15 protein-coding genes are annotated in these 20,730 nt (G+C 68.3%); 6 read left to right on the top strand and 9 right to left on the bottom strand.

The window, feature by feature from the left end; translation table 11 throughout:
• Positions 1–140 precede the first annotated feature (140 nt).
• The gene (locus JOD62_RS03465; RefSeq protein WP_204937926.1) at positions 141–2,357 is read left to right on the top strand and encodes an NADP-dependent isocitrate dehydrogenase; all 2,217 of its coding nucleotides are present in this window, start codon (positions 141–143) and stop codon (positions 2,355–2,357) included.
• A gap of 239 nt (positions 2,358–2,596) precedes the next feature.
• On the opposite strand, the gene JOD62_RS03460 is transcribed toward JOD62_RS03465, so the two are convergent.
• From JOD62_RS03460 to JOD62_RS03450, 3 genes are all read right to left on the bottom strand, one after another.
• Entirely contained in the window at positions 2,597–4,060 is a 1,464-nt protein-coding gene (locus JOD62_RS03460) for a L,D-transpeptidase family protein (RefSeq protein ID WP_204937925.1), read from the bottom strand.
• Between the two features lie 125 nt (positions 4,061–4,185).
• A complete protein-coding gene (locus tag JOD62_RS03455; RefSeq protein ID WP_204937924.1) occupies positions 4,186–4,650 on the bottom strand; it encodes a hypothetical protein in 465 nt (154 codons plus the stop codon).
• 152 nt (positions 4,651–4,802) lie between these two features.
• A complete protein-coding gene (locus tag JOD62_RS03450; protein WP_204937923.1) occupies positions 4,803–5,216 on the bottom strand; it encodes a RidA family protein in 414 nt (137 codons plus the stop codon).
• A gap of 103 nt (positions 5,217–5,319) precedes the next feature.
• Here JOD62_RS03450 and JOD62_RS03445 point away from each other — a divergent pair, with 103 nt between their 5' ends.
• From JOD62_RS03445 to nagB, 5 genes are all read left to right on the top strand, one after another.
• On the top strand, positions 5,320–6,543 hold the full coding sequence (locus JOD62_RS03445; RefSeq protein ID WP_271171604.1) for a type III PLP-dependent enzyme domain-containing protein: 1,224 nt from the start codon (positions 5,320–5,322) through the stop codon (positions 6,541–6,543).
• A gap of 131 nt (positions 6,544–6,674) precedes the next feature.
• A complete protein-coding gene (locus JOD62_RS03440; protein WP_204940042.1) occupies positions 6,675–9,971 on the top strand; it encodes a family 20 glycosylhydrolase in 3,297 nt (1,098 codons plus the stop codon).
• Between the two features lie 100 nt (positions 9,972–10,071).
• Positions 10,072–11,265, top strand: coding sequence for an ROK family protein (locus tag JOD62_RS03435; protein ID WP_204937922.1), 1,194 nt, complete (start codon positions 10,072–10,074; stop codon positions 11,263–11,265).
• A gap of 159 nt (positions 11,266–11,424) precedes the next feature.
• A complete protein-coding gene (locus JOD62_RS03430) occupies positions 11,425–12,351 on the top strand; it encodes an ROK family protein (protein WP_204937921.1) in 927 nt (308 codons plus the stop codon).
• Positions 12,344–13,123, top strand: a complete 780-nt coding sequence (gene nagB / locus JOD62_RS03425; RefSeq protein ID WP_204937920.1) for a glucosamine-6-phosphate deaminase — start codon at positions 12,344–12,346, stop codon at positions 13,121–13,123. The genes JOD62_RS03430 and nagB overlap by 8 nt, the downstream gene beginning before the upstream one ends.
• A 72-nt stretch (positions 13,124–13,195) precedes the next feature.
• Here nagB and JOD62_RS03420 read toward each other — a convergent pair whose 3' ends face one another.
• The 6 genes from JOD62_RS03420 to JOD62_RS03395 all read right to left on the bottom strand — a co-directional run bounded on the left by JOD62_RS03420 (position 13,196) and on the right by JOD62_RS03395 (position 20,716).
• Positions 13,196–13,591: an NUDIX hydrolase gene (locus JOD62_RS03420; RefSeq protein WP_204937919.1), complete on the bottom strand. Its 396-nt coding sequence runs from the start codon at positions 13,589–13,591 to the stop codon at positions 13,196–13,198.
• Positions 13,584–14,969, bottom strand: coding sequence for an FAD-binding oxidoreductase (locus JOD62_RS03415; protein WP_204937918.1), 1,386 nt, complete (start codon positions 14,967–14,969; stop codon positions 13,584–13,586). The genes JOD62_RS03420 and JOD62_RS03415 overlap by 8 nt, the downstream gene beginning before the upstream one ends.
• Complete coding sequence (locus tag JOD62_RS03410; protein WP_204937917.1) at positions 14,966–15,337, bottom strand: YrdB family protein; 372 nt, start codon at positions 15,335–15,337, stop codon at positions 14,966–14,968. Before JOD62_RS03410 ends, JOD62_RS03415 begins: the two co-directional genes overlap by 4 nt.
• Positions 15,338–15,395: 58 nt before the next feature.
• Positions 15,396–17,636, bottom strand: a complete 2,241-nt coding sequence (locus JOD62_RS03405) for an RNA polymerase sigma factor (RefSeq protein ID WP_204937916.1) — start codon at positions 17,634–17,636, stop codon at positions 15,396–15,398.
• A gap of 402 nt (positions 17,637–18,038) precedes the next feature.
• Positions 18,039–19,214, bottom strand: a complete 1,176-nt coding sequence (gene nagA / locus JOD62_RS03400; RefSeq protein WP_204937915.1) for an N-acetylglucosamine-6-phosphate deacetylase — start codon at positions 19,212–19,214, stop codon at positions 18,039–18,041.
• Positions 19,202–20,716, bottom strand: coding sequence for a family 20 glycosylhydrolase (locus JOD62_RS03395; protein ID WP_204937914.1), 1,515 nt, complete (start codon positions 20,714–20,716; stop codon positions 19,202–19,204). The genes nagA and JOD62_RS03395 overlap by 13 nt, the downstream gene beginning before the upstream one ends.
• Positions 20,717–20,730: the final 14 nt, after the last annotated feature.

Here is a 20,730-nt window from a genome sequence, read left to right as displayed (position 1 = left end):
CAGCATTACGGAATGTGTGTGGAAACCCCGATGCGGAAAAGTGGCGGGAAAACGCGGCTGACGACCCGCACAGGCGCGGAATCTCCGGCTCGGGTATCTTGGTATCGAGACAAATTTCCCCGTGAACGGAGTACCTCCCGGTGACCGACGACGCCATCATCTACACCTACACCGACGAGGCACCGGCGCTCGCCACCGCCTCGCTGCTGCCGATCATCCAGGCATACGCCGGCAAGGCCGGCATCGAGGTCGAGACCCGCGACATCTCGCTGGCCGGTCGCATCCTCGCCGCCTTCCCGCAGCGCCTCACGGCAGACCAGCAGGTCGGCGACGCGCTCGCCGAGCTCGGAGGCCTTGCCACGCTGCCCGAGGCCAACATCATCAAGCTTCCGAACATCTCGGCTTCGATTCCGCAGCTGAAGGGCGCGATCGCCGAGCTGCAGGGGCAGGGCTACGACATCCCCGACTTCCCGGACGAGCCGACCACGCTCGAAGAGAAGGATGTTCGCGCGCGCTACGACCGCATCAAGGGCTCGGCCGTGAACCCGGTCCTGCGCGAGGGAAACAGCGACCGCCGCGCGCCGCTGGCTGTGAAGAACTACGCCAAGAAGCACCCGCACCGCAACAAAGCGTTCGGCGAGGGGTCGAAGACCCGTGTCGCGACGATGGGCCACGACGACTTCAAGTCCAATGAGAAGTCCTGGATCTCCGAGGGCGACAACGTCCTGACGATCCAGCACGTCGCCACGGACGGCACCGTCTCGGTGCTGAAGGAGAACCTCAAGGTTCTTCCGGGCGAGATCGTGGATGCCACGTTCCTCTCGGCCGCCGCGCTCGATGCCTTCCTCGCCGAGACCCTCGCGGTCGCCAAGGCGGAGGACGTGCTCTACTCGGTGCACCTGAAGGCCACGATGATGAAGGTCTCTGACCCGATCATCTTCGGCCACGTCGTCAAGGCCTACTTCGCCGACGTGTTCGCCGAGCACGGTGCCGCAATCGCGGCCGCAGGTCTCACCGCCAATGACGGTCTCGGCTCGATCCTCTCGGGCCTTGCCGACGTCGAGGGGGGCGAGGCGATCGCCGAAGCGTTCTTCCGCGCCATGCAGAACGGCCCCCGACTGTCGTACGTCAACTCCGACAAGGGCATCACGAACCTGCACGTGCCCTCTGACGTGATCGTCGACGCGTCGATGCCTGCGCTCGTCCGCAACGGCGGCAAGCTGTGGGGCGCCGACGGCGGAGAAGCCGACACGCTCGCCGTCATCCCGGACTCCTCGTACGCGAGCGTCTACCAGGCCACGATCGAAGACACGATCGAGAACGGCCCGCTCGACCCCGCAACCATCGGCTCCGTGCCGAACGTGGGCCTCATGGCGCAGGCGGCGGAGGAGTACGGCAGCCACGACAAGACGTTCGAGGTCGCCGCTCCTGGCCGCATCCAGGTCGTCACCGCCGCAGGCGAGGTCGTGCTCGAGCACGAGGTCGCCACGGGTGACATCTGGCGTGCCACGCAGACGAAGGACATCGCCGTGCGTGACTGGGTGAAGCTCGCTGTGTCGCGTGCGCGCGCCACCGGTGCTCCCGCGGTGTTCTGGCTTGACGAGAACCGCGCGCACGACGCCTCGCTCATCGGCAAGGTCAAGACGTACCTGGGCGAGCACGACACCGATGGCCTCACCATCGAGATCCTCGCGCCTGAGCAGGCAACGCGCTACTCGCTCGAGCGCATCCGTCAGGGCCTCGACACGATCTCCGTCACCGGAAACGTGCTGCGCGACTACCTGACCGACCTGTTCCCGATCCTCGAGGTCGGAACGTCCGCGAAGATGCTTTCGATCGTCCCGCTGCTCGCCGGCGGTGGACTGTTCGAGACCGGTGCCGGAGGGTCGGCCCCGAAGCACGTGCAGCAGCTCGTCGAAGAGAACTACCTGCGCTGGGACTCCCTGGGTGAGTTCTTCGCACTGGCAGCTTCGTTCGAGCACGTCGCCGACCGCACCGGCAACGCCAAGGCCAAGGTGCTGGCAGACACGCTGGATGCCGCAACCGGCACCTTCCTGGAAGAAGACCGTTCGCCCGGACGCAAGCTCGGCACGATCGACAACCGTGGCAGCCACTTCTACCTCGCCCTCTACTGGGCGAAGGAGCTGGCCGCGCAGACGGCCGACGCAGAGCTCGCTGCCGCTTTCGCGCCGATCGCCGAAGCGCTCGCGGCCAAGGAGTCGGAGATCGTCGCGGAACTCATCGCCGTACAGGGATCGCCGGTGGAGATCGGCGGCTACTACCGCCCCGACACCGCGCTCGTCGCAGCCGCGATGCGTCCGTCGTCCACGCTGAACGCGGTCATCGACGCGATCTGATCGCTTCAAGAGAAGGGGGCGGATGCTGCGGCATCCGCCCCCTCTTTCGTGTTCGGCACCATGTGCGCCGATGACCTTCGCCTTCGCCCTTCGAGCAGTCCCGCGCCCCTCAGCGCGGTCCCGAAAACTCTGACCCCGAGGCGCGCCGCCGCGGAGTTTCTGCGACCGCTCGCAGAGAAGGGCCCGGCCACACGCACGTCAGCGCGGGGAGGTGGGCTCGACGGCGCGTCGCCTCAGGCTCAGTAGTGGACGTTGACGTCGACGCCCTCGGGCGCCCAGTCGTACAGCCACTGTGCGCGCCACTCGGGCATGCCGACGCAGCCGTGGCTCATCGGGGTTCCCCAGTTGGAGTGCCAGTACACGCCATGGAAAGCCTCATCGCCGTTGAAGTACATGACCCACTTCACGTCGGGCTGGTAGTAGAACGGTGACTTGGTGAGATCCTGGTCGCCCATGTTCTGGCTCGGCGTCTTCCAGCCGACCTCGAACGAGCCGGTGCGGGTCGCGAACTCGCCTCGTCCTGAAGAGACGTACCAGGAGTCGATGACGGTGCCGTTCTCGATCACGGAGACGAGCTGCTCACTCAGGTTGACGTCGATGACGCGGGCGAGATTGGTCGAGGTGAAGGGTGTCTCGGTGACGGGGAGCTCGATGACGCCGTTGCCCTTTTCGAGCTGTGCGGCGGTCTTCTCGGTGAGCTTCGAGATGTCACCGAGCGTGCGGCCCGCGACCCCTGCGGTGACATCGCGCAGCACCTCGCCGGAGCTGTTCACCACGACCTGCGCGTTCACCGGCGCCCGGTTGACGGCTGTCGGGAGGGCATCGACGACGGCCTTGATGGCCTTGCGGTCTGCTTCGATCTCGAGTTCTCCGTCGTTGTCGACGACGGTGATCCAGGTGGCGGCGGTCGCAGCGTCGACCGGCACGGTGCGCTCCAGTCCCACGTAGAACCCGAGACCGGCCAGCATCTCGTTGATGCTCTTCGCCATCGCGGTGGCGTCGTCATCGCTGACCGGAGCTTCGACGCGCGACGCCACGGCGTCGAAGGAGACCGCGGAGGAATCGCCTGCGACGGCACTCGCGATGGCCGCGGTGAGGTCGTCGAGGTCGATGCCGGTACCGGATTCTGCCGGCGTCGTGATGAAGGTCGACGTCGTGGCGTCGAATTCGACGCCGGCATCGATCGGGTCGTCGTAGGCCGCGCTCGCAAGATCGCGCAGCAAGGGCTCTGCCTTCTCGGGATCGACCGAGATCTTCCCCTCGATGGGTGCACCGAACCAGGCGCCGAGGTTCCACGCGGGGCGTTCGGCGAACGCCTGGTCTGCGAGTGCCTTGGCGTCGATCGATGCACCGAGTTCGGATGCTGTGACAACGGGACTCTGCGGGGCGCCATTGAGGGTCACTTCGACCGTGCTGACGCGGTTGCTGAGCGCATCAGCGGCAGCGCCGGGAGTGAGCCCGCCCACAGGGACGCCGGCGATCGACGTGCCGGGAGCGATCAGGATGAGGGAAGCGGCGCCCGCCGCCAGCGCGGCGGCACCGATCCCGAGTCCGATCCAGAGGCCGATGTGACGCTTCTTGGTCACGGGCTCGCGCTCGGCCCACTGCACGGGGCGCTCGTCCGCGGAGGGAGCGCCCTCAGCGGGAGAAGCGGCGGTCGTGGACGCGGCTGCTCCGGAAGACTCGGATGGTGCGTCTGGCACAGGTGCCTTCTCCGTCACGATTCACCCCCCATGGATCCAATATGACGTCAGATTCCATGCTACGTGACCCCTGGTAACAGAAGGGCAACGGAAATGCAGGTGATCCCTGGGAATAAGGGTGCGACTCAGGAGTTGCAGAGCGTCGCGAAGGTCTCGAGCGACGCACGCACCTCGCCGCTGACAGTGCCGATGTTCGCAACCGCGGTGACGTCACCGTCGACGAGCAGCTTCTTGAGCGTGTCTCCGGTGGCCTGGAAGCTGTCGCGGATCGACAACGTCGCTTCGCGCACCTCGGAGTTGCCCACGGCATCCTGTGCGGCCTTCAGGGCATCGACGGCCTCCGTGAAGACGGCGATGGTCGCCTGCGGGTCATCGGCCGCGGTGCTGATGTCGAAGGTCTGGAACGAGCTCGCGACTCCGGACACCTTGTCGGCGACGGTTGCGCAGGCCTCGGCGACGGTCTGCGTATCGGGTCCGCTCGCCGCACCCGCATCGTTCGAACCCGATGCGCTGGGGGCAAGGGTCGCGCATCCGCTGAGTCCGAGCAGGGCCACAGAGGCGAGGGCGATGGTGGCGATGCGGCGGTTCATGGCGATTCCTTCTCGGGATCGGGGAGGGAGGATGGCCCAGTAAAGCACAGCACTCTGGGCGCGCCTGATCGATGTCCACAGGGTGACGCGACCCCGACAACCACAAAGGGAGGGCGCGGCGTCACGACGCCGCGCCCTCCCTTTGATCGCGATCAGGCGGGGTCGACGATGGCGATGCCGTCGATCTCGACGAGCATCTCCTCGCGGGGCAGGCCCGTGAAGACCGTCGTGCGCGACGGCAGGACGCCACCGGCCGAGATGTTCGCCTCGACGAATGCGCCGTACGCATCGTTCATGATGGGGAAGTCCTCGCGCTTGGTGAGGTACACACGCAGCATCACGACGTCATCGAAGCTGGCGCCGGATGCTTCGACGATCGCCTTCACGTTCTCGAGTGTGCGAGTGGTCTGGGCGGCGACGTCGCCCGGGAAGAGGTACTCGTTCGTGACGGGGTCGACGGGGCCCTGGCCGGAAACCTGAACGAAGGGTCCCTTGCGGACGCCCTGCGAGAAGGTGTGGGCGGGGGCGGGGGCGGCGTCAGTGGAAACGCGGGTCTTTGCGGTCATGACGTTCAGCCTAGAACTCAGGATTCCCGACCGAGAAACTGTGATGCATCAATTGCAACAGCGGTTGCGTGAACGCGCATCCGTGCTCGGCTAGCGTGGTGGTGTGACCCTTCAGATTCCCGACCCGACGCTTGGAACCTGGGCGAAATCCTTCCCTGCGCGCCTCTTCGGTCTTCCGCTCTCCGCCGTCGCGGCTGCCGACGTGCGCCTCTCCGAGTTCAGCACCCCCATCCTGACGGTGCACGAGGCTGCGCTCGCGCACAACGAGAACACCGTCTTCGACTGGGCGCGCGCCCAGGGCCTCCTGCTTGCTCCCCACGGAAAGACGACGATGGCGCCCGCGCTCTGGCAGCGACTGCTGGATGCCGGTGCGTGGGGCATCACCGTCGCGACCCCGTGGCAGGCGGCGATCGCGATCGAGGCAGGAGTGCCGCGCGTCATGATCGCGAACGCGGTCACCGATGCCGCTGCGGCCCGTCATCTCGGCACACTCCTGGACGCGAATCCCGAGCTCACCCTGCTCTGCTGGGCTGATTCCGTGGCGACGGTCGACATCCTCGCCGCGGCGCTCGACGGTGCCGCGCGTCCGCTCGGTGTGCTCGTCGAACTGGGTGGTGCGCATGGCCGCACCGGCGCACGCACCGTCGCCGAAGGCGAGGAGATCGCCGCCGCGGTCACGCGTGCTCCCGGTCTGCGCCTCGCGGGAGTCACCGGCTACGAAGGCCCCTTCGGGCCTGATCGCTCGCATGCCTCCGTGGCGTCCGTCGACGCGTACCTGCAGACACTCGTTGAACTGCACGCGCGCATTCTGCCGCTCTATGACGACACCGCGCGTCCGGTCCTCAGCGCGGGCGGAAGCTCATGGCCCGACCGTGCGGCGGCCGTGCTCGCGCCGAGCGCCGACTCTGCCGACGTCGTGCTGCGCTCCGGGGCCTTCCAGATCCACGACGATGGCTTCTACACGCGCATGGGTCCTTTCGGGCGCGACGTCGACACGGCGCCGCTGCGTTCGGCGATGCATGCCTGGTCGCGGGTCGTGTCACACCCCGAACCCGGGCTGGCGCTTCTCGACGCCGGACGGCGTGACGTGCCGTTCGATATCGACCTGCCGATCCCACAGTCTGTCGAGGGTGAGGTCACGGCCCTCAACGACCAGCACGCGTTCCTCCGTCTGCCCGACGACAGCCGCGTCGCCGTCGGTGATGTCGTGCGCCTCGGGCTCTCGCACCCGTGCACGGCCTTCGACAAGTGGCGCGTCGTTCCCGTGATCGACGACCCGGATGCCGAGGACCCGCGCGTCATCGGCGCCGTCGCGACCTGCTTCTGAACACCGAAACATCCCTGCTGCGCCGCGCGTCGTCGCGTTCGAGGAGAACCACAATGTCTGCAACCACCCCGATCACTGATCACAGCGGCGCGGCGAACGGCGAGCCGCCGGTGACCCTGGCGCTGAGTGCGATGCACGCCGCCGCAGGGCGCGTGCGCGTGTACCGCGGGGTGACGGTGGTCGATGGCACAGGGGCGGAGCGCATCATCGCGGACGTCGCGGTGGAGGGCTCGCGCATCGTGCTCGTGCATCCCGCGCTCGTCGCCCGCGCCGAGGAGGAATCCGAGACGGATGCTGCCACCTCGCCGCATCCGCTGTTGGAGAGTCTGCCCGAGGGCACCGTCGAGATCGACGCGACCGGGCTCGTGCTCGCGCCAGGCTTCATCGACATGCACGCGCACAGCGACCTTGCGGTGATGGATGGCGCCGCGCACACGGCGAAGCTGCTGCAGGGCGTCACGACCGAGGTCATCGGTCAGGACGGCCTCGGCTACGCACCGGTCGACGACGTCACCGCCGTGCAGATCGCCGGCCAGATCGCAGGGTGGAACGGCCGCGCTGAGCCGTTCGCATGGCGCACGATGGGAGAGTTCCTCGACGCGATCGACGAGCGCACGGCGGGCAACGTCGCGGCCCTCGTGCCGCAGGGCAACCTGCGCATGAGCGTCGTCGGCCACGAGAACCGCCCGGCGACCGCTGAAGAGCTGCGTCGCATGGGCGAGATGCTCGGTGCGGCCCTGGACGAGGGCGCTTTCGGCATGTCGAGCGGGCTCACCTACACGCCAGGCATGTACGCAGAGACGGCCGAGCTCGAGTACCTGTGCCGCATCGTCGCGGAGCGCGGGGGCTACTGGGCGCCGCATACCCGCAGCTACGGCGGCGCGGCGCTCGATGCGTACGCGGAGGCGATCGAGATCGGCCGCCGCACCGGTTGCCCGATCCACCTGACACACGCGACCATGAACTTCCTGCCCAATCGTGGGCGGGCGGATGAGCTGCTCGCGCTGGTGGATGCGGCGATCGCGGGCGGTGTCGACGTGACGCTTGACACCTACCCCTACCTACCCGGCGCGACGACACTGACCGCTCTGCTGCCGAGCCATCTTGCGGAGGGCGGAGACCTGCTGCAGGCGATCGCCGCGCTCGATGCGGACGGGCGCGAGCGCGTGCGCGTCGAGGTGGACGAGCTCGGCTGCGATGGCTTCCACGGCGAGCCCGCGGACTGGTCGACGATCGAGATCTCGGGCGTCTCGGTGCCAGAGCTGGAGCCGCTGGTCGGGCGACGGATCTCCGAGATCGCTGAGGGGCGGGGCGCGCGGCCGATCGATGTCGTCCTCGACACGATCCTCGCGGATGGCGGGGCGACCGGGATCCTCATGCACATCGGAGATGAGAACAACGTGCGCGCCATCATGCGGCATCCGCGCCACTGCGGCGGCAGCGACGGCATCCTGATCGGATCCAAGCCGCACCCGCGCGGTTTCGGCACCTTTCCGCGCTACCTCGGTCACTATGTGCGCGACCTCGGCGTGCTGAGCCTGGAGGAGGCGATCCGGCACCTCTCCGGCACGCCCGCCGAGCGGCTCGGGTTGCACAGGGGAGACGCTCCGCGCGGTGTGATCCGGGTGGGAGCCACGGCGGATCTCGTCCTGTTCGATCCTGAGACGATCGCTGCGGGAGCCACATTCGATGCGCCTCGCAGCGCGCCCGAGGGCGTCGTCGAGGTTCTCGTCTCGGGCGAGGTCGTCGTTCGGGACGGGGCGGCGACGGGCGCAACGCCGGGACGTGCATTGCCGGGACGTGCATTGCGGATGCCTCCGCCGGCGCACCGCGCGACACTGCCGCTCATGCAGGCGTCCGTGGACCCCGATGGTGCCGTCCTCCGAATCGGCACGACCGTCCACGCACCCGACGAACTCGGCGGCATCCGCGAACTCCTCACGGAGGCGCTCGAGGTTGCCGCCGTCGACGGTGACGAAGAAGAGGGCGTCTCGATCACCCTGAGGATCGATCCCGCGCTGGGAGTCGATGCGGCTGACGGCGGGCGTGTGGCGGAGGAAGCGTTCCGTGTGCGGATCGCACCGGACGGCATCGTGCTCGAGGGCGCAGCCCCGATCGGCGTGTTCCGGGCGTTCACGGTGCTGCGCCAGCTCGCCGCCCCCGAGACGGGCCTGCGCGGCGTGCTGCCGGTGGGCGAATGGAGCGGGGCGCCCGCGTACGCCTGGCGCGGGCTGATGCTCGACGTGGCGCGACACTTCCGTCCGGCAGCCGACGTGCGCCGGCTCATCGACCTGTTGGCTGATCATCACCTCACCGTGCTGCACCTGCACCTGAGCGATGACCAGGGGTGGCGTTTCGAGGTGCCCGGCTTCCCGCGCCTGACCGAGATCGGCGCGCGACGGGAGGCGACCCAGCGCGGCCACGGGGTGCATTCGACGGTCGAGCCCGGCCTTCACGAGGGGTACTACACGAAGGACGAGCTGCGCGAACTCGTCGCATACGCTTCCGCCCGCTACATCACTCTCGTCCCCGAGGTCGAGCTTCCCGGTCACGTGCAGGCCGCGCTCGCGGCCTACCCGGAGCTCGGCAATCTGGACGCGCAGGAGCCGCCGACGGGGGCCTGGGAGCGCTTCGGCGTCAACATCCGCACGCTCGCCCCCACAGAGCAGTCCCTCGCTTTCGGATATGCGGCGATCGATGCGCTCTGCGAGGCCTTCGACTCGCCGTGGATCGGGATCGGCGGCGACGAGGTGCCGACAGACGACTGGGCGCAGAGCGCGCAGGCTGCCATGCGCATGGATGAGCTCGGCATGCAGGACGTGCACGAGATCCAACCGTGGTTCACGCGGCATTTCGTCGCCCACGTGCGCTCCCGCGGACGCATCCCGCTGGCCTGGGACGAGGTCCTGGAGGGGGAGGTGCCCGAGGGAACCCGGATCATGGCATGGCGCGGACCTGTCGCGCTCGCCGAGGCCATTGCCCGAGGCATCCCCGTGATCGCCTGCCCCGATCTGGAGGTCTACTTCGACTATCGCCAGGAGGACATCGAGGACGAGCCGTCTCAGGTGGGCCCGCCGCTCACGATCGCGCACGCCTACACGCTGACGCTTCCGGCGGAGGTCGACGGTGGCCAGGCGAATGTCTGGACCGAGCATCTGCCCACGCGCGACCGTGTCGACTATGCGATCTTCCCGCGCCTCGCGGCGACGGCGGAACGCCTCTGGGCCGGTGGTGTGCCGGGTGCGATCGACGACTTCGAGCGCCGTCTTCCGGTGTACCTGCGTCGCCTTGCGGCGGCGGGGGTGGCGTATCGTCGTATGGACGGTCCGCTGCCCGAACAGCGTCGTCCGGGGGTACCCGGAAAGCCCATGACCGTCGCGCAGCGTGAAGCGATCGTGGAAGGCCTGGTCGCCAATATTCGGCGGTAGTCGCCAGGAGCGTTGCAATCAAGTAACGTTTTGATAAACCTGGTCGGCAACGGGCCGTTCAGGCTTGCGCAAATTTTGTTCGTAAGGTCTACTAACAAACATGTCCGTATCGGATGAGCACCGTCGCACCGCGCCGGCCGAGTATGCCGGCGGTGATCGGCATGCCTTCGGACCAGCGCGACACCTGCGCACGCGAGGCAAGGTTCTTCCCGAACACGCACGCGGACACAACCGTGCGCTCGTCCTGCAGACGCTCTACCACTCCGGTGCGATGAGCCGCGCTGACCTGTCTCGTGAGACCAGTCTCACTCGCGTGACGATCTCCGATCTGATCGCCGAGTTCATCGTCGACGGCATCGTCATCGAGAAGGGCGTGCGCGAGACCACAGGTCCCGGCAAGCCGCCGATCCTCATCGACATCGATCGTCAAGGACACCAGATCCTCGGGATCGACCTGTCTGGGCATCAGACGTTCGAGGGCGCCGTGTTGAGCCTCGATGGCGAGGTACTGGAGCGACGAACCGTTCCGCGCCCCGCCGCGGTCGACGGCACGGCCGTCTACAACGCGATCCGGGAGCTGGCCGCACAGCTCGTCGCGGCCGCTGAGCGCCCGATCCTCGGCGTCGGCGTCGGCGCTCCGGGTATCGTGCGCCCTGACGGCATGGTCGTCAGCTCCCCGAACCTCGGGTGGAGCGACTTCCCGCTCCAGAGACTGCTCGGCGCTGAGCTCGACCTTCCTGTGCTCGTGCGCAACGACGCCAATGCGGCGGTGCTGGCGGAGTACACGTTCGGCGCGGCGAAGTCTGATCTTCTGCTCATCAAGATCGCACGCGGTGTCGGTGCCGGACTCATCTCCGGCAGCCAGCCGATGGTCGGCAGCCGTTTTGCCGCGGGTGAGATCGGACACGTCGTGGTCGGCACCGACGGCGGCCCGCTCTGCGTCTGCGGAAAGGAAGGCTGCTTGGAGGCGTGGCTGGGGGAGACCCGGTTGCGCGAGCGCCTCGCTGCCTGCGAAGACGACGAGAGCCGCGAGAATGTCCTGCGCGACGCGGGAACGCGTCTGGCGATCGCCGTCGCGCCGATCGTCGCCGCACTCGATCTTTCCGAGATCGTGCTTTCCGGAGCCCCCGATCTCTACGACGGTGTTCTGCTGGATGCCGCGGGAACCACGGTGCTCGCGCGCACGCTGGAACGCGTCTTCGATGACCTGATCGTTCGCATGACCACGCAAGACGACATCGTGCTGCGTGGTGCCGCCGTGATGGTGCTCTCAGGTGAACTGGGGGTTTCGTGACGCCCCGGGGGCGTGACACATCTCTGCGTCCGCGTGACGCCACATGATTTTTCTGGATCGCACCCGCACGGGTGCGATCTGACATTGCCCGCTCTTTCTGCGTGGGCACGAACTGATGGCCGTCCCTCCGGGGCCGGCGACGAGGAGGACACCCGGTCAATGAAGCTTGGACTGGATGTCGGCGGCACGAAGACTGATGCCGTTGCTGTAGACGCTGACGGCACGATTGCCGGTCGTATCCGCATTCCCACGGGGTGGGGCGCGGATGCTGTCATCACGACGATTCTGGACGCGATCACCGCGCTGCGCCAGGAGGCGTCGTTCGAAGAGAGCGCGATCGAATCTGTTGGTGTGGGCATCCCCGGCCTGGTCGACGCCCACGCCGGGCGCGTGCTCCACGCGGTCAACCTCGGGGTGGAATCTCTGGACCTCGTCGACGCCGCACGCCGTGTCATCGACGTGCCCTTCGCGGTCGAGAACGATGTGAAGGCCGCGGCCCTGGGCGCGGGAGCGCTGCGTGGTGACGCACGCTCGATGGCATATCTGAACCTCGGCACCGGAGTGGCGGCAGGCATCGTCGTCGACGGCAAGCTGTGGCGCGGTTCGCGCGGCATCGCCGGCGAGGTCGGACACATCTCGGTCGACCCGAACGGGCGTGTCTGCGGATGCGGCCAGCGCGGCTGTGTGGAGACGTTCTGCGGCGGCGGCGCTGTCGCCCGTGCGTGGGGTCGCCCCGGCGCTCTTCCGATCCTCGACATCTTCGATGCGGCAGAGCAGGGCGATGTGGAGGCCGTCGCTCTGCGTCAGGGGATCGCCCGTGGTGCGGCAGCAGCGGTGCGCATCCTCGTCCTCAGCGCGGACGTCGAGACGGTCGTCTTCGGCGGTGGTCTCACCTCACTGGGAGACCGACTGCGTGACGACATCGTCGCCGAGCTGCGTCAGGAAGCCGAGACCTCCGCGTTCATGCGGTCGCTGCGTCTTGATGAGAGGATTGAACTTCTGCCGGCCGGATCACCGGCGGCAGCGCTGGGTGCGGCTCTTGTGGGCGCAGCACATCGAGAACAGGGAGCAATGATCAATGGCTGAGATCGTCATCGTCGAGAACGCGGAGAAGGCTGGCGCGCTGGTCGCGGATGAGATCGCACGATTGATCGCCTCACGTCCGGACACGGTGCTCGGTCTCGCCACGGGCTCGACGCCGCTCCCGGTCTATGCGGCACTGCGCACGCGTCTCGCGGATCAGGACGTCTCGAAGGTGCGCGCATTCGCGCTGGACGAGTACGTCGGCATCGACCCGGCGCACCCCGAGAGCTACCGCTCTGTCATCAGCCGCGAGGTCGTCGAGCCTCTCGGCCTGACCCCCGAGCTGGTTCACGTGCCCAACGGAGCCGTCGACGGCATCGAGCACGCGGGCGATGACTACGAGGCCAAGATCAAGGCCGCCGGCGGCATCGACCTGCAGATTCTCGGCATCGGCACCGACGGTCACATCGGCTTCAACGAGCCTGGCTCGTCGTTCGCGTCGCAGACCCGCGTCAAGACGCTCACCGAGCGCACCCGCGAAGACAACGCCCGCTTCTTCGACTCGATCGACGACGTGCCCCGTCACTGCATCACGCAGGGTCTCGGCACGATTCTCGAGGCGCGCCACCTGGTGCTGCTCGCCTTCGGTGAGGGGAAGGCCCGTGCGGTCGCCGAGGCCGTCGAAGGCCCGATGTCTGCCTTCATGCCGGCTTCCGCCGTGCAGCTGCACCCACACGTGACGGTCGTCGTCGACGAGGCGGCGGCATCGCAGCTCAAGCTGGCCGACTACTACCGCTACTCCTACGACAACAAGCCTGCGTGGCAGGGCATCTGATCCGCCACTACTGACTTTCCGCTGGCCTCTCCTTCACGGAGGGGCCAGCGTCGTTTCGACACCGGTATCGGGTCAGCCCCAGGCGATCGGCAGCAGGTGCTCTTCGCTGAGCGGGGCCAGCGGCAGCGTGCGCGCGTCGGTCGGCGTGATCCATCGCAACTCCGCGATCTCAGCCTGGACCTGGACGTCGTCCTCCTCGGCGGTCATCGAGAAGGCCGTCGCGACCACCCGGTGCCCGGGCTCGTTGGCGGCGGCGGAGATGAAGACGCCCAGCGGGGTGAGGTCTTCGACGGCACAGACGAGGCCGAGCTCCTCGTGGAGTTCACGCACCAGGGTCTCAGCGGCGGTCTCGCCGGCCTCGGGCTTGCCGCCCGGCTGCATGAAGCGCGTCGTCCCGTTCTTGCGCACCACGAGCACACGGCCCGTCGCATCACGGATGATGGCTGCGGAGACGTGGATGTCAGGCATGTGATGCTCCCACGAAAACCTTCCCGGGGTTGAGGATTCCTGCGGGGTCGAAGACGCGGACGATCTGGCGCTGCAGCTCCCACTGGTCCTGACCGAGTTCTTCGGCCAGCCAGCGGCTCTTCAGCATCCCGATCCCATGTTCCCCGGTCAGCGTTCCGCCGAGGCGGATCGCGGCGCGGAACAGGTCGTCTGCGGCCCGCCAGATGGCATCGGGGACGCTGTCGCCGTCGAAGATGAAGTTGGGGTGCAGATTGCCATCTCCGGCGTGCGCGATCGTCGGGATCGTGAGGCCGTGCTGTGTCTCGATCCGGGCGATCTCGTCGAACATCGCGGGGAGAGCGCTGCGGGGAACGGAGACGTCTTCGATGAGCGTGTTGCCGAGTGAGGCCATCGCGGCGTGCATGGAGCGACGCACGGCGAGCAGCCGTTCGCCCTCTTCACGGTCGTGAGTGAGGGTGACGCTTCCGCCAGACGCACGCAGAACCGCGGCGATCTGGTCGGCCTCGCCTGACGCTGCGGGGTCGTCGGTCTGGATCGTGAGCTGCGCCGCACCGGGCGTGGCCTCGGGGAGGCGAAGGAGGCGATGGACGGCTGCGAGGCTCGTCGCATCCATGAGCTCCATGATCGCCGGCTGGATGCCGGCGGAGGTGACGGCCGCGGATGCCACGGCAGCGGCGCGCACTGTCGGGAAGGTCGCTGTGAGGGTGCAGACGGTGCCGGGGATCGCACGGCGCAGTTTCAGCGTCGCGCCGACGATGACGCCCAGGGTGCCCTCGGACCCGATCACCAGCGACGTCAGGTCGAGCCCGGTGACGCCTTTCACGCTGCGGTGACCGAGATGGACCAGGCGCCCGTCAGCGAGGACGAGATCGACGCCCAGCACGGCATCACGGACGACGCCGTACTTCGCGCAGAGCAGTCCGCCCGCGCCCGTGGCGATGTTGCCACCGACGGTCGAAATCTGGCGACTCGCGGGATCAGGGGCCCACCAGAGCCCTTGTGCGGCGAGGGCCGTCGCGAGGTCGTCGTTGATGATGCCGGGCTCGACGACCGCGAGCAGATCGTCAGCGCGGATCTCGAGGATGCGGTTCATCCGCAGGGTGGAGAGGACGATCTCTCCGGGGCCCGCGTTCGCGCCGCCCGCGAGTCCCGTTCCGGCTCCGCGGGTGACGACGGGCGTCGAGGTGGTTGTCGCGATGCGCAGGGTCGTCTGGACGTCGGCGACGCTCTCGGCGTGCACGACTGCGAGGGGTGCGCCGGGAGAGATCTGGCCGGACTTGTCGGCGCGAGCGCCTTCGAGTGCGGTGGAGGAGGTGTCGACACGCTCACCGAGTGCAGCGCGCAGCTGCGCAACGACGGGGGTGTCGTGTGCTGTCATGCCAGCGCGCGGCGGCCTGCGACGAGTCCGGTCGCGATCGCGACGATGGCGAAGCCGATGCCGACCCACACCTGACCCATCGACCACCAGGCCACCGTGACGCTCGCGTAGATCACAAGCTCGACGAGTGCGCGCACGAAGGGGTGCACGCGCAGCACCGGCCGGGGCGACAGGAACAGCGCCCACGCCAGCAGCACGAGCAGCGGGGCGCCGATGGCGACCGCGATGTTCCACGGGAAAGGCCAGGAGAAAGCGCCCCAGAGCGCCAGCGAGGCGAGAGCGCCGATCAGAACGATCACGCGCACGATGTCGAGAACGGCGGGCGGGTTGACGCCCGGAGTTTCCTGGGACGGCGAAGACGAGGACATGCTTCCAGTCTAGGCGGCGCCTCGGAGAAGGCCGCCCGCGGAGAGCGATGTGCGGGCGTCAGTCCGCGACGGCGGCGGTGCTGTCGGGTGCCACGTCTGCGGCCGGCTCGTTCATCACCGACTGCTCAGCGAGGGGACTCTCGGCGACGGGATCCTCGACGGCGGTCTCGCCGGCGTTCGGGTCGCCCGTGGGGGTGTCCGCGCTGGCGGACTCGTCAGCGCGGCTGCTGTCCGTCGTGGATTCCACACGCGCAGCCGGGACGGGCGGGGCCTCATCCGTCGGCGCGGCAGGTGCGCTCGGCGGCGGGTCGGTGGCCTCGGTGGGCGCGTTCTCGTCGGTCTCTGTGGCAGGTTCACCGTCGATCAGACAGTGCGTGGTGCTGCCGAAGGAGCTCAGCGCCACGGTGGGGGTCTTCGCTGCGTCGTCGGACGCGGTGACGTACCGGAACTGGACGAACGCATCCAAGAGCCAGTCCAGAGCCGTGGTGCGCAGCACGACCGTGCCGGTACCCGTCTCATCGAGGGCCGTACGCGGGCCGACGAACCCGTCGACGAGCAGCTCCACTTCGGTGCTCGGGATGCCAGACACGGGGAACGCGTATTCTGCCCATCGGAAGAGACGGGGAGAAGCATCGCAGGTGATGGTCGGCGTGCCCACGGTCGGAAGCGCACCCACGGGGATTCCGGGCTCTGTTGGGTCCGTGGTGCCGGGATCGGTGGTGCCGGGGTCTGTCGTGCCAAGGTCCGTCGGATCGGTGGGATCCGTTGTACCGGGGTCCGTGGGATCTGTGGTGCCCGGATCCGTGGTGCCGGGATCGGTGGTCCCAGGGTCCGTGGGATCTGTGGGATCGGTCGGCTCCGTGGGATCGGTCGGATCCGTCTCGCCCGGCTCGGTCTCCCCAGGATCCGTGACTCCCGGATCCGTGACACCCGGGTCGGTCGGATCGGTCGGGTCCGTGGGATCGGGGTCGACAGGAGGAGCGGTCTGTTCGGGCGGCGTCACCGGAGGCGTCGTCGACGTCGGGGCATCGGCGAGCGGGGCCTCGGCACGCGGGTCCTGGCCGCTGCGCGTCCGGGGCGTGGAAGCGTTCGGGACGATCACCAGCGGGCGCTCACCCGCATCTGCATCAGGGGCCACCTCGGCGACGATCCCCGGGCCGCCGAGTTCGCCCGCGACCGGAAGCGATGTCGCGCTGGGGGCGAGAAGCAGCCCCGGCACGACGGCCGCGGCGACGACTGCGCCGGCGACGACGAGCGCCGCGGAGCCCACGCCGACGAGGGCGCCGATCCCCGAGATGATGCCTCCGGAGCTGGCCGCGCCGCCGGCCCCGGATGCTGCGCCTCCTGCACCGACGGTCTGCCCGCCGGCGCCGGACGTCGCGTGCGCAGTGGCGTCGATGCCGGGGGCGGCACCGAGGTACGCCGCACCATCCATGACTGACGACGGCATCGCCGCGAGCGGAATCGAGGTCGCGGTGCCGTGCTGCAGGGCAGCCAGGTACGCCGAGCCGCCGGAGACGCCGAGGACGAGCGGAACCAGGACGAGCGCCAGACGGTGTGAGACATCCTTCGCCTCGGCCGCGACGATCACACAGCGCTGGCAGTCCTTGAGATGCGCGTCGAGCTTGGTGCGATCCCTGCCGCTCAGATTGCCGCGTGAGTACGCGCCGAGCCGCTCGATCGTCCACGCGCAGTCGGGCTCTGATCCCGCCGCGTGCAGGTGGGCCTGGATCCAGGCCTCACGGAGTCCTTCGCGGGCGCGGAAGGCGAGCTGCGAGGTCGCGCCGGCGGACATCCCGAGCAGTGCACCCACCGCGGCGGGCTTCATGCGCTCGATCTCGGTGTACCAGAGCACCTCCTGCCAGCGAGTGGGCAGGCTGCGGAACGCGGTGGCGGTCAGGCTGTGGTCGAGAGCCTCGCCGACTCCGGCCTCGGTGGTCTGGGGATCGGGAATCGCGTCGAACTCGTCGATCGGATCTTCGCGGCGCGCGCGGCCCCAGGACGCGGCCGTGTTCCGGATGCTTGTGAACAGGTACGCGCGGAACGATCCTGTGGGTCCGCCTCCTGCCTGGATCGCCTGATAGATGCGGGTGTAGGCCTCTTGCACGAGATCATCAGCGTCGAGCACCGACGTCGTCGCGCGGGCGACGACGATGCCCGAACGGTAGTGGCGCTGCCAGAGTTCCCCGAACGCCTCAGCATCCCCGGAGCGGGAACGCAGGACAAGATCCGCATCGCCGGTGCCCTCGAGGGGTCGTGAGAAACCGTCGGGCTGGTGTGCGTTGTCAGGCGTAGTCATGGATGATTCCCCAGGTATCGGCGCAGGGGCAGGGTGGCGCCGAGGATCCGTGGGGAAGCTCCCGCACGGACTCACTATTCTTACTCGTTCTGATGCATGCGGCCAGTGGAACGCGAGATTTTCTTCGCTTTCAAAGAACTTCTGTGGATCCGCGTAATGAACTCGGGGGATCGCACTCTCATCTTGTAGAGAGTGTCGTGTTCGGCTCCGAGGGGGATGCCGGATGCGACCCGATGAGCGTCTGTGCATCGGTGAGTGTGAAGTCCTGGGGGAGGAGCTTCGCCCCGCTCGCTCTCGGCAGAGGTGGGGAACTCTGCCAGGAGGGGGAAGAGGCCGCCGTCCGCCCCGAGACGGCGGCCTCCCTGACTGGCCCGGCCGCGTGGCGCGGCCGCAGTCTCAGGCTCAACGCGCGAGCGCGGCTCCGGTCCACACGCCTGCGACCGTGAAGTCGGAGGTGAGCAGGACGGCATCGCCGAGGTAGCCGGCGCTCACCCGACCGAGCTGGTCCCCGAGGCCGACGGCTGCTGCCGGAGTCGTGGTCACGGCATCCACGGCAGCCTCCAGGGAGGCGCCCGCCTCGACAGCACGGCGCAGCGCGACATCCTGTGTCAGGGTCGACCCGGCGATAGAACCGCTCGCGATCCTGGCCACGCCCTGATCGACCGTGACCTCAAGGGCGCCGAGGATGTACTGACCGTCTGCGGAACCCGCGGCGGCCATCGCATCCGTCACGAGTGCGACCCGTCCGGGAGCCGAATCGAAGACGAGCTTGATGATGTGCGGGTGCAGGTGCACGTTGTCCGCGATCGCCTCGAGGATGACGCGGTGGTCGGCCGCAGCGGCAAGGACAGGTCCAGGGGCGCGGTGGTGGATGCTGGGCATGGCGTTGAACGCATGCGTGAGGATCGTGGCCCCGGCCTCGAAGGCCGCACGGGCCATGGCATCGTCGGCGCTGGTGTGGCCGATGGCGGCCGCAGCGCCCGCGGCGACGATCGCGCGGATCGCGTCGAGTCCACCCGGGAGCTCGGGAGCGATCGTCACCTGACGAACGGTTCCACGGCCTGCAGCGAGCAGTCGAGCGACTTCCTCGGGAGCCGGATCGCGCAGCAGTGCCGCGTCGTGCGCACCCTTGTGCGCAGGATCCAGGAACGGACCCTCCAAGTGGGATCCGATGATGTCCGCGTCTGAGCCGACCAGATCCGCGACGGCGGCGACGCGCGCCTCCAGGGCGTCGAGGGATGCCGTGACGAGCGAGACGACCGCGCGTGTCGTCCCATGCGCTCGGTGCATCGCGCGGGCATGACGGATCGCGTCGATGCCGTCGTCGAAGGCCGCGCCGCCGCCCCCGTGGCCGTGGATGTCGACGAATCCCGCAGTGAGGATGGCGCCGGTGCCGGCAACTTCCCTGGCATCGATCACCGTGTCCGCCGGAGCCCAGTCGCTGCCGGTGCCGGTCTCGACGAACCGCCCGTCCTCGATGCGCGCCCAGCCGTCATCCACGATCGTGCCCGCCGAGACGATGCGTGCCGAATGGATGACGAGCGAGCCGCTCACGGAGCTGTGGGTCAGTTCTGCCATGGGATCTCCTCTGATGCGTAGAAGTTGACCCCCTCAGCCTTCCATGCCGGAGCGAGGCCCGCGACGCGGGCACGGAACGAGTCCCAGGTGCGTTCGGGTGCGGTCGCCGCCGACCAGGCGGTCTCGGCGTGGGCGGCAGCGCGCGGGAAGACGAGCTGCTCGACATCGGCCATCGTGCGCGTCGTCTCGGACCACAGCGGAGCCTCGATGCCGAGGATCGCCTCGGCCGGGACTCCGGGGACGACCGCGGTCGGCTCCCACTCGTAGGCCTTCTGCACGTTGATGATGGCGGCCCAGACGAGGCCGAGCGGGAAATCGGCGCCGTACTTCATGTCGAGATAGGTCGCATCCGATGCCGACATGATCAGCGAGCCGCCGCGAGCGACGAAGTGCGCCGCTTCCTCGGCGTGCGATCCCTCGGGAGTGACCTTGCCCCAGTACTGGCCGATCGTGCCCTCGGCGATGTCGGAGACAGCGCCGACCTCGTGCCAGGCCACGGGAGTCTTGCCGGTCTCGGCGGCGATGCGCGTGGCGCGCGTGACGAAGGTTGCGAAGTCCTCTGCCGTGGTGCCGAGGGATTCGTCACCACCGATGTGCAGGTACGGGCCGGGCGTGATCTCGGCGACCTCGGTGAGCACGTCGCGGACGAAGTCGTACGTGCGCTCTTCCCCGATGCGCACGGAGGAGTGACCGACACCCCAGCCCGTGTAGACCTGACCGGCCACGGGAAGCGGCTGGTTCAGACGCTCGCCCTCAGAGATGAGGAGATCGCTGATCACCGGAGCCTCGACGAGTTCGGGGTAGGCGACGCCGATCGCGTGCGTGTGACCCGGAAGATCGACCTCGGGCACGAGCACCATGTGCTTGGACGCCGCGTAGCGGACGATCTCGCGGTAGTCGTCCTTCGTGTAGAAGCCGCCCTCGTCGCCGAGTGCCGAAGAGGATGCGGCCTTCTCGGTGAGCAGCGGCCACGCGTCGATCTGCAGGCGCCAGCCCTGGTCATCGGTGAGGTGCAGGTGCAGGTGGTTGTACTTCAGCGCGCTCGCGTTGTCAATGTAGCGCTTGACGTCGTCGACACCGAAGAAGTGACGTGCGACGTCGAGCATGATGCCGCGGTATGCGAAGCGCGGGGCGTCGTCGATCTCGATGTGCGGGACCGACCATGCGCCGTCGACCTCGTGCGCGAGCTGGCGGAGAGTCTGTACGCCGTAGAAGAGACCGGCCTCATCGGCGCCGGTGATCTCGACACGGTCGCCGACACGCAGCTCGTAGCTTTCGGGAGTGCCCGCCGAGGTCGACCCGACCTGGAGAACGATCTGCGCGTCATCCGCGCTCGCTGCGCTGTCGAAGGGGAGCGAGGTGCGTGCGGCGAACCCTTCACGCAGCGCGGCGACGGCGTCATCCGGCCCGTTCACGCGTGCGGAGGTCAGCGCGAGCGCGCCCTCAGCGCGACGCACGGAGGTCGGAAAAGGGATCAGCGGGAGGGATTCCGGAAAGGCCATGAACAAAACCTACA

This window comes from Microbacterium keratanolyticum (assembly GCF_016907255.1).
Classification (GTDB): domain Bacteria; phylum Actinomycetota; class Actinomycetes; order Actinomycetales; family Microbacteriaceae; genus Microbacterium; species Microbacterium keratanolyticum.
This window is presented reverse-complemented; position numbering and strand designations above follow the sequence as displayed.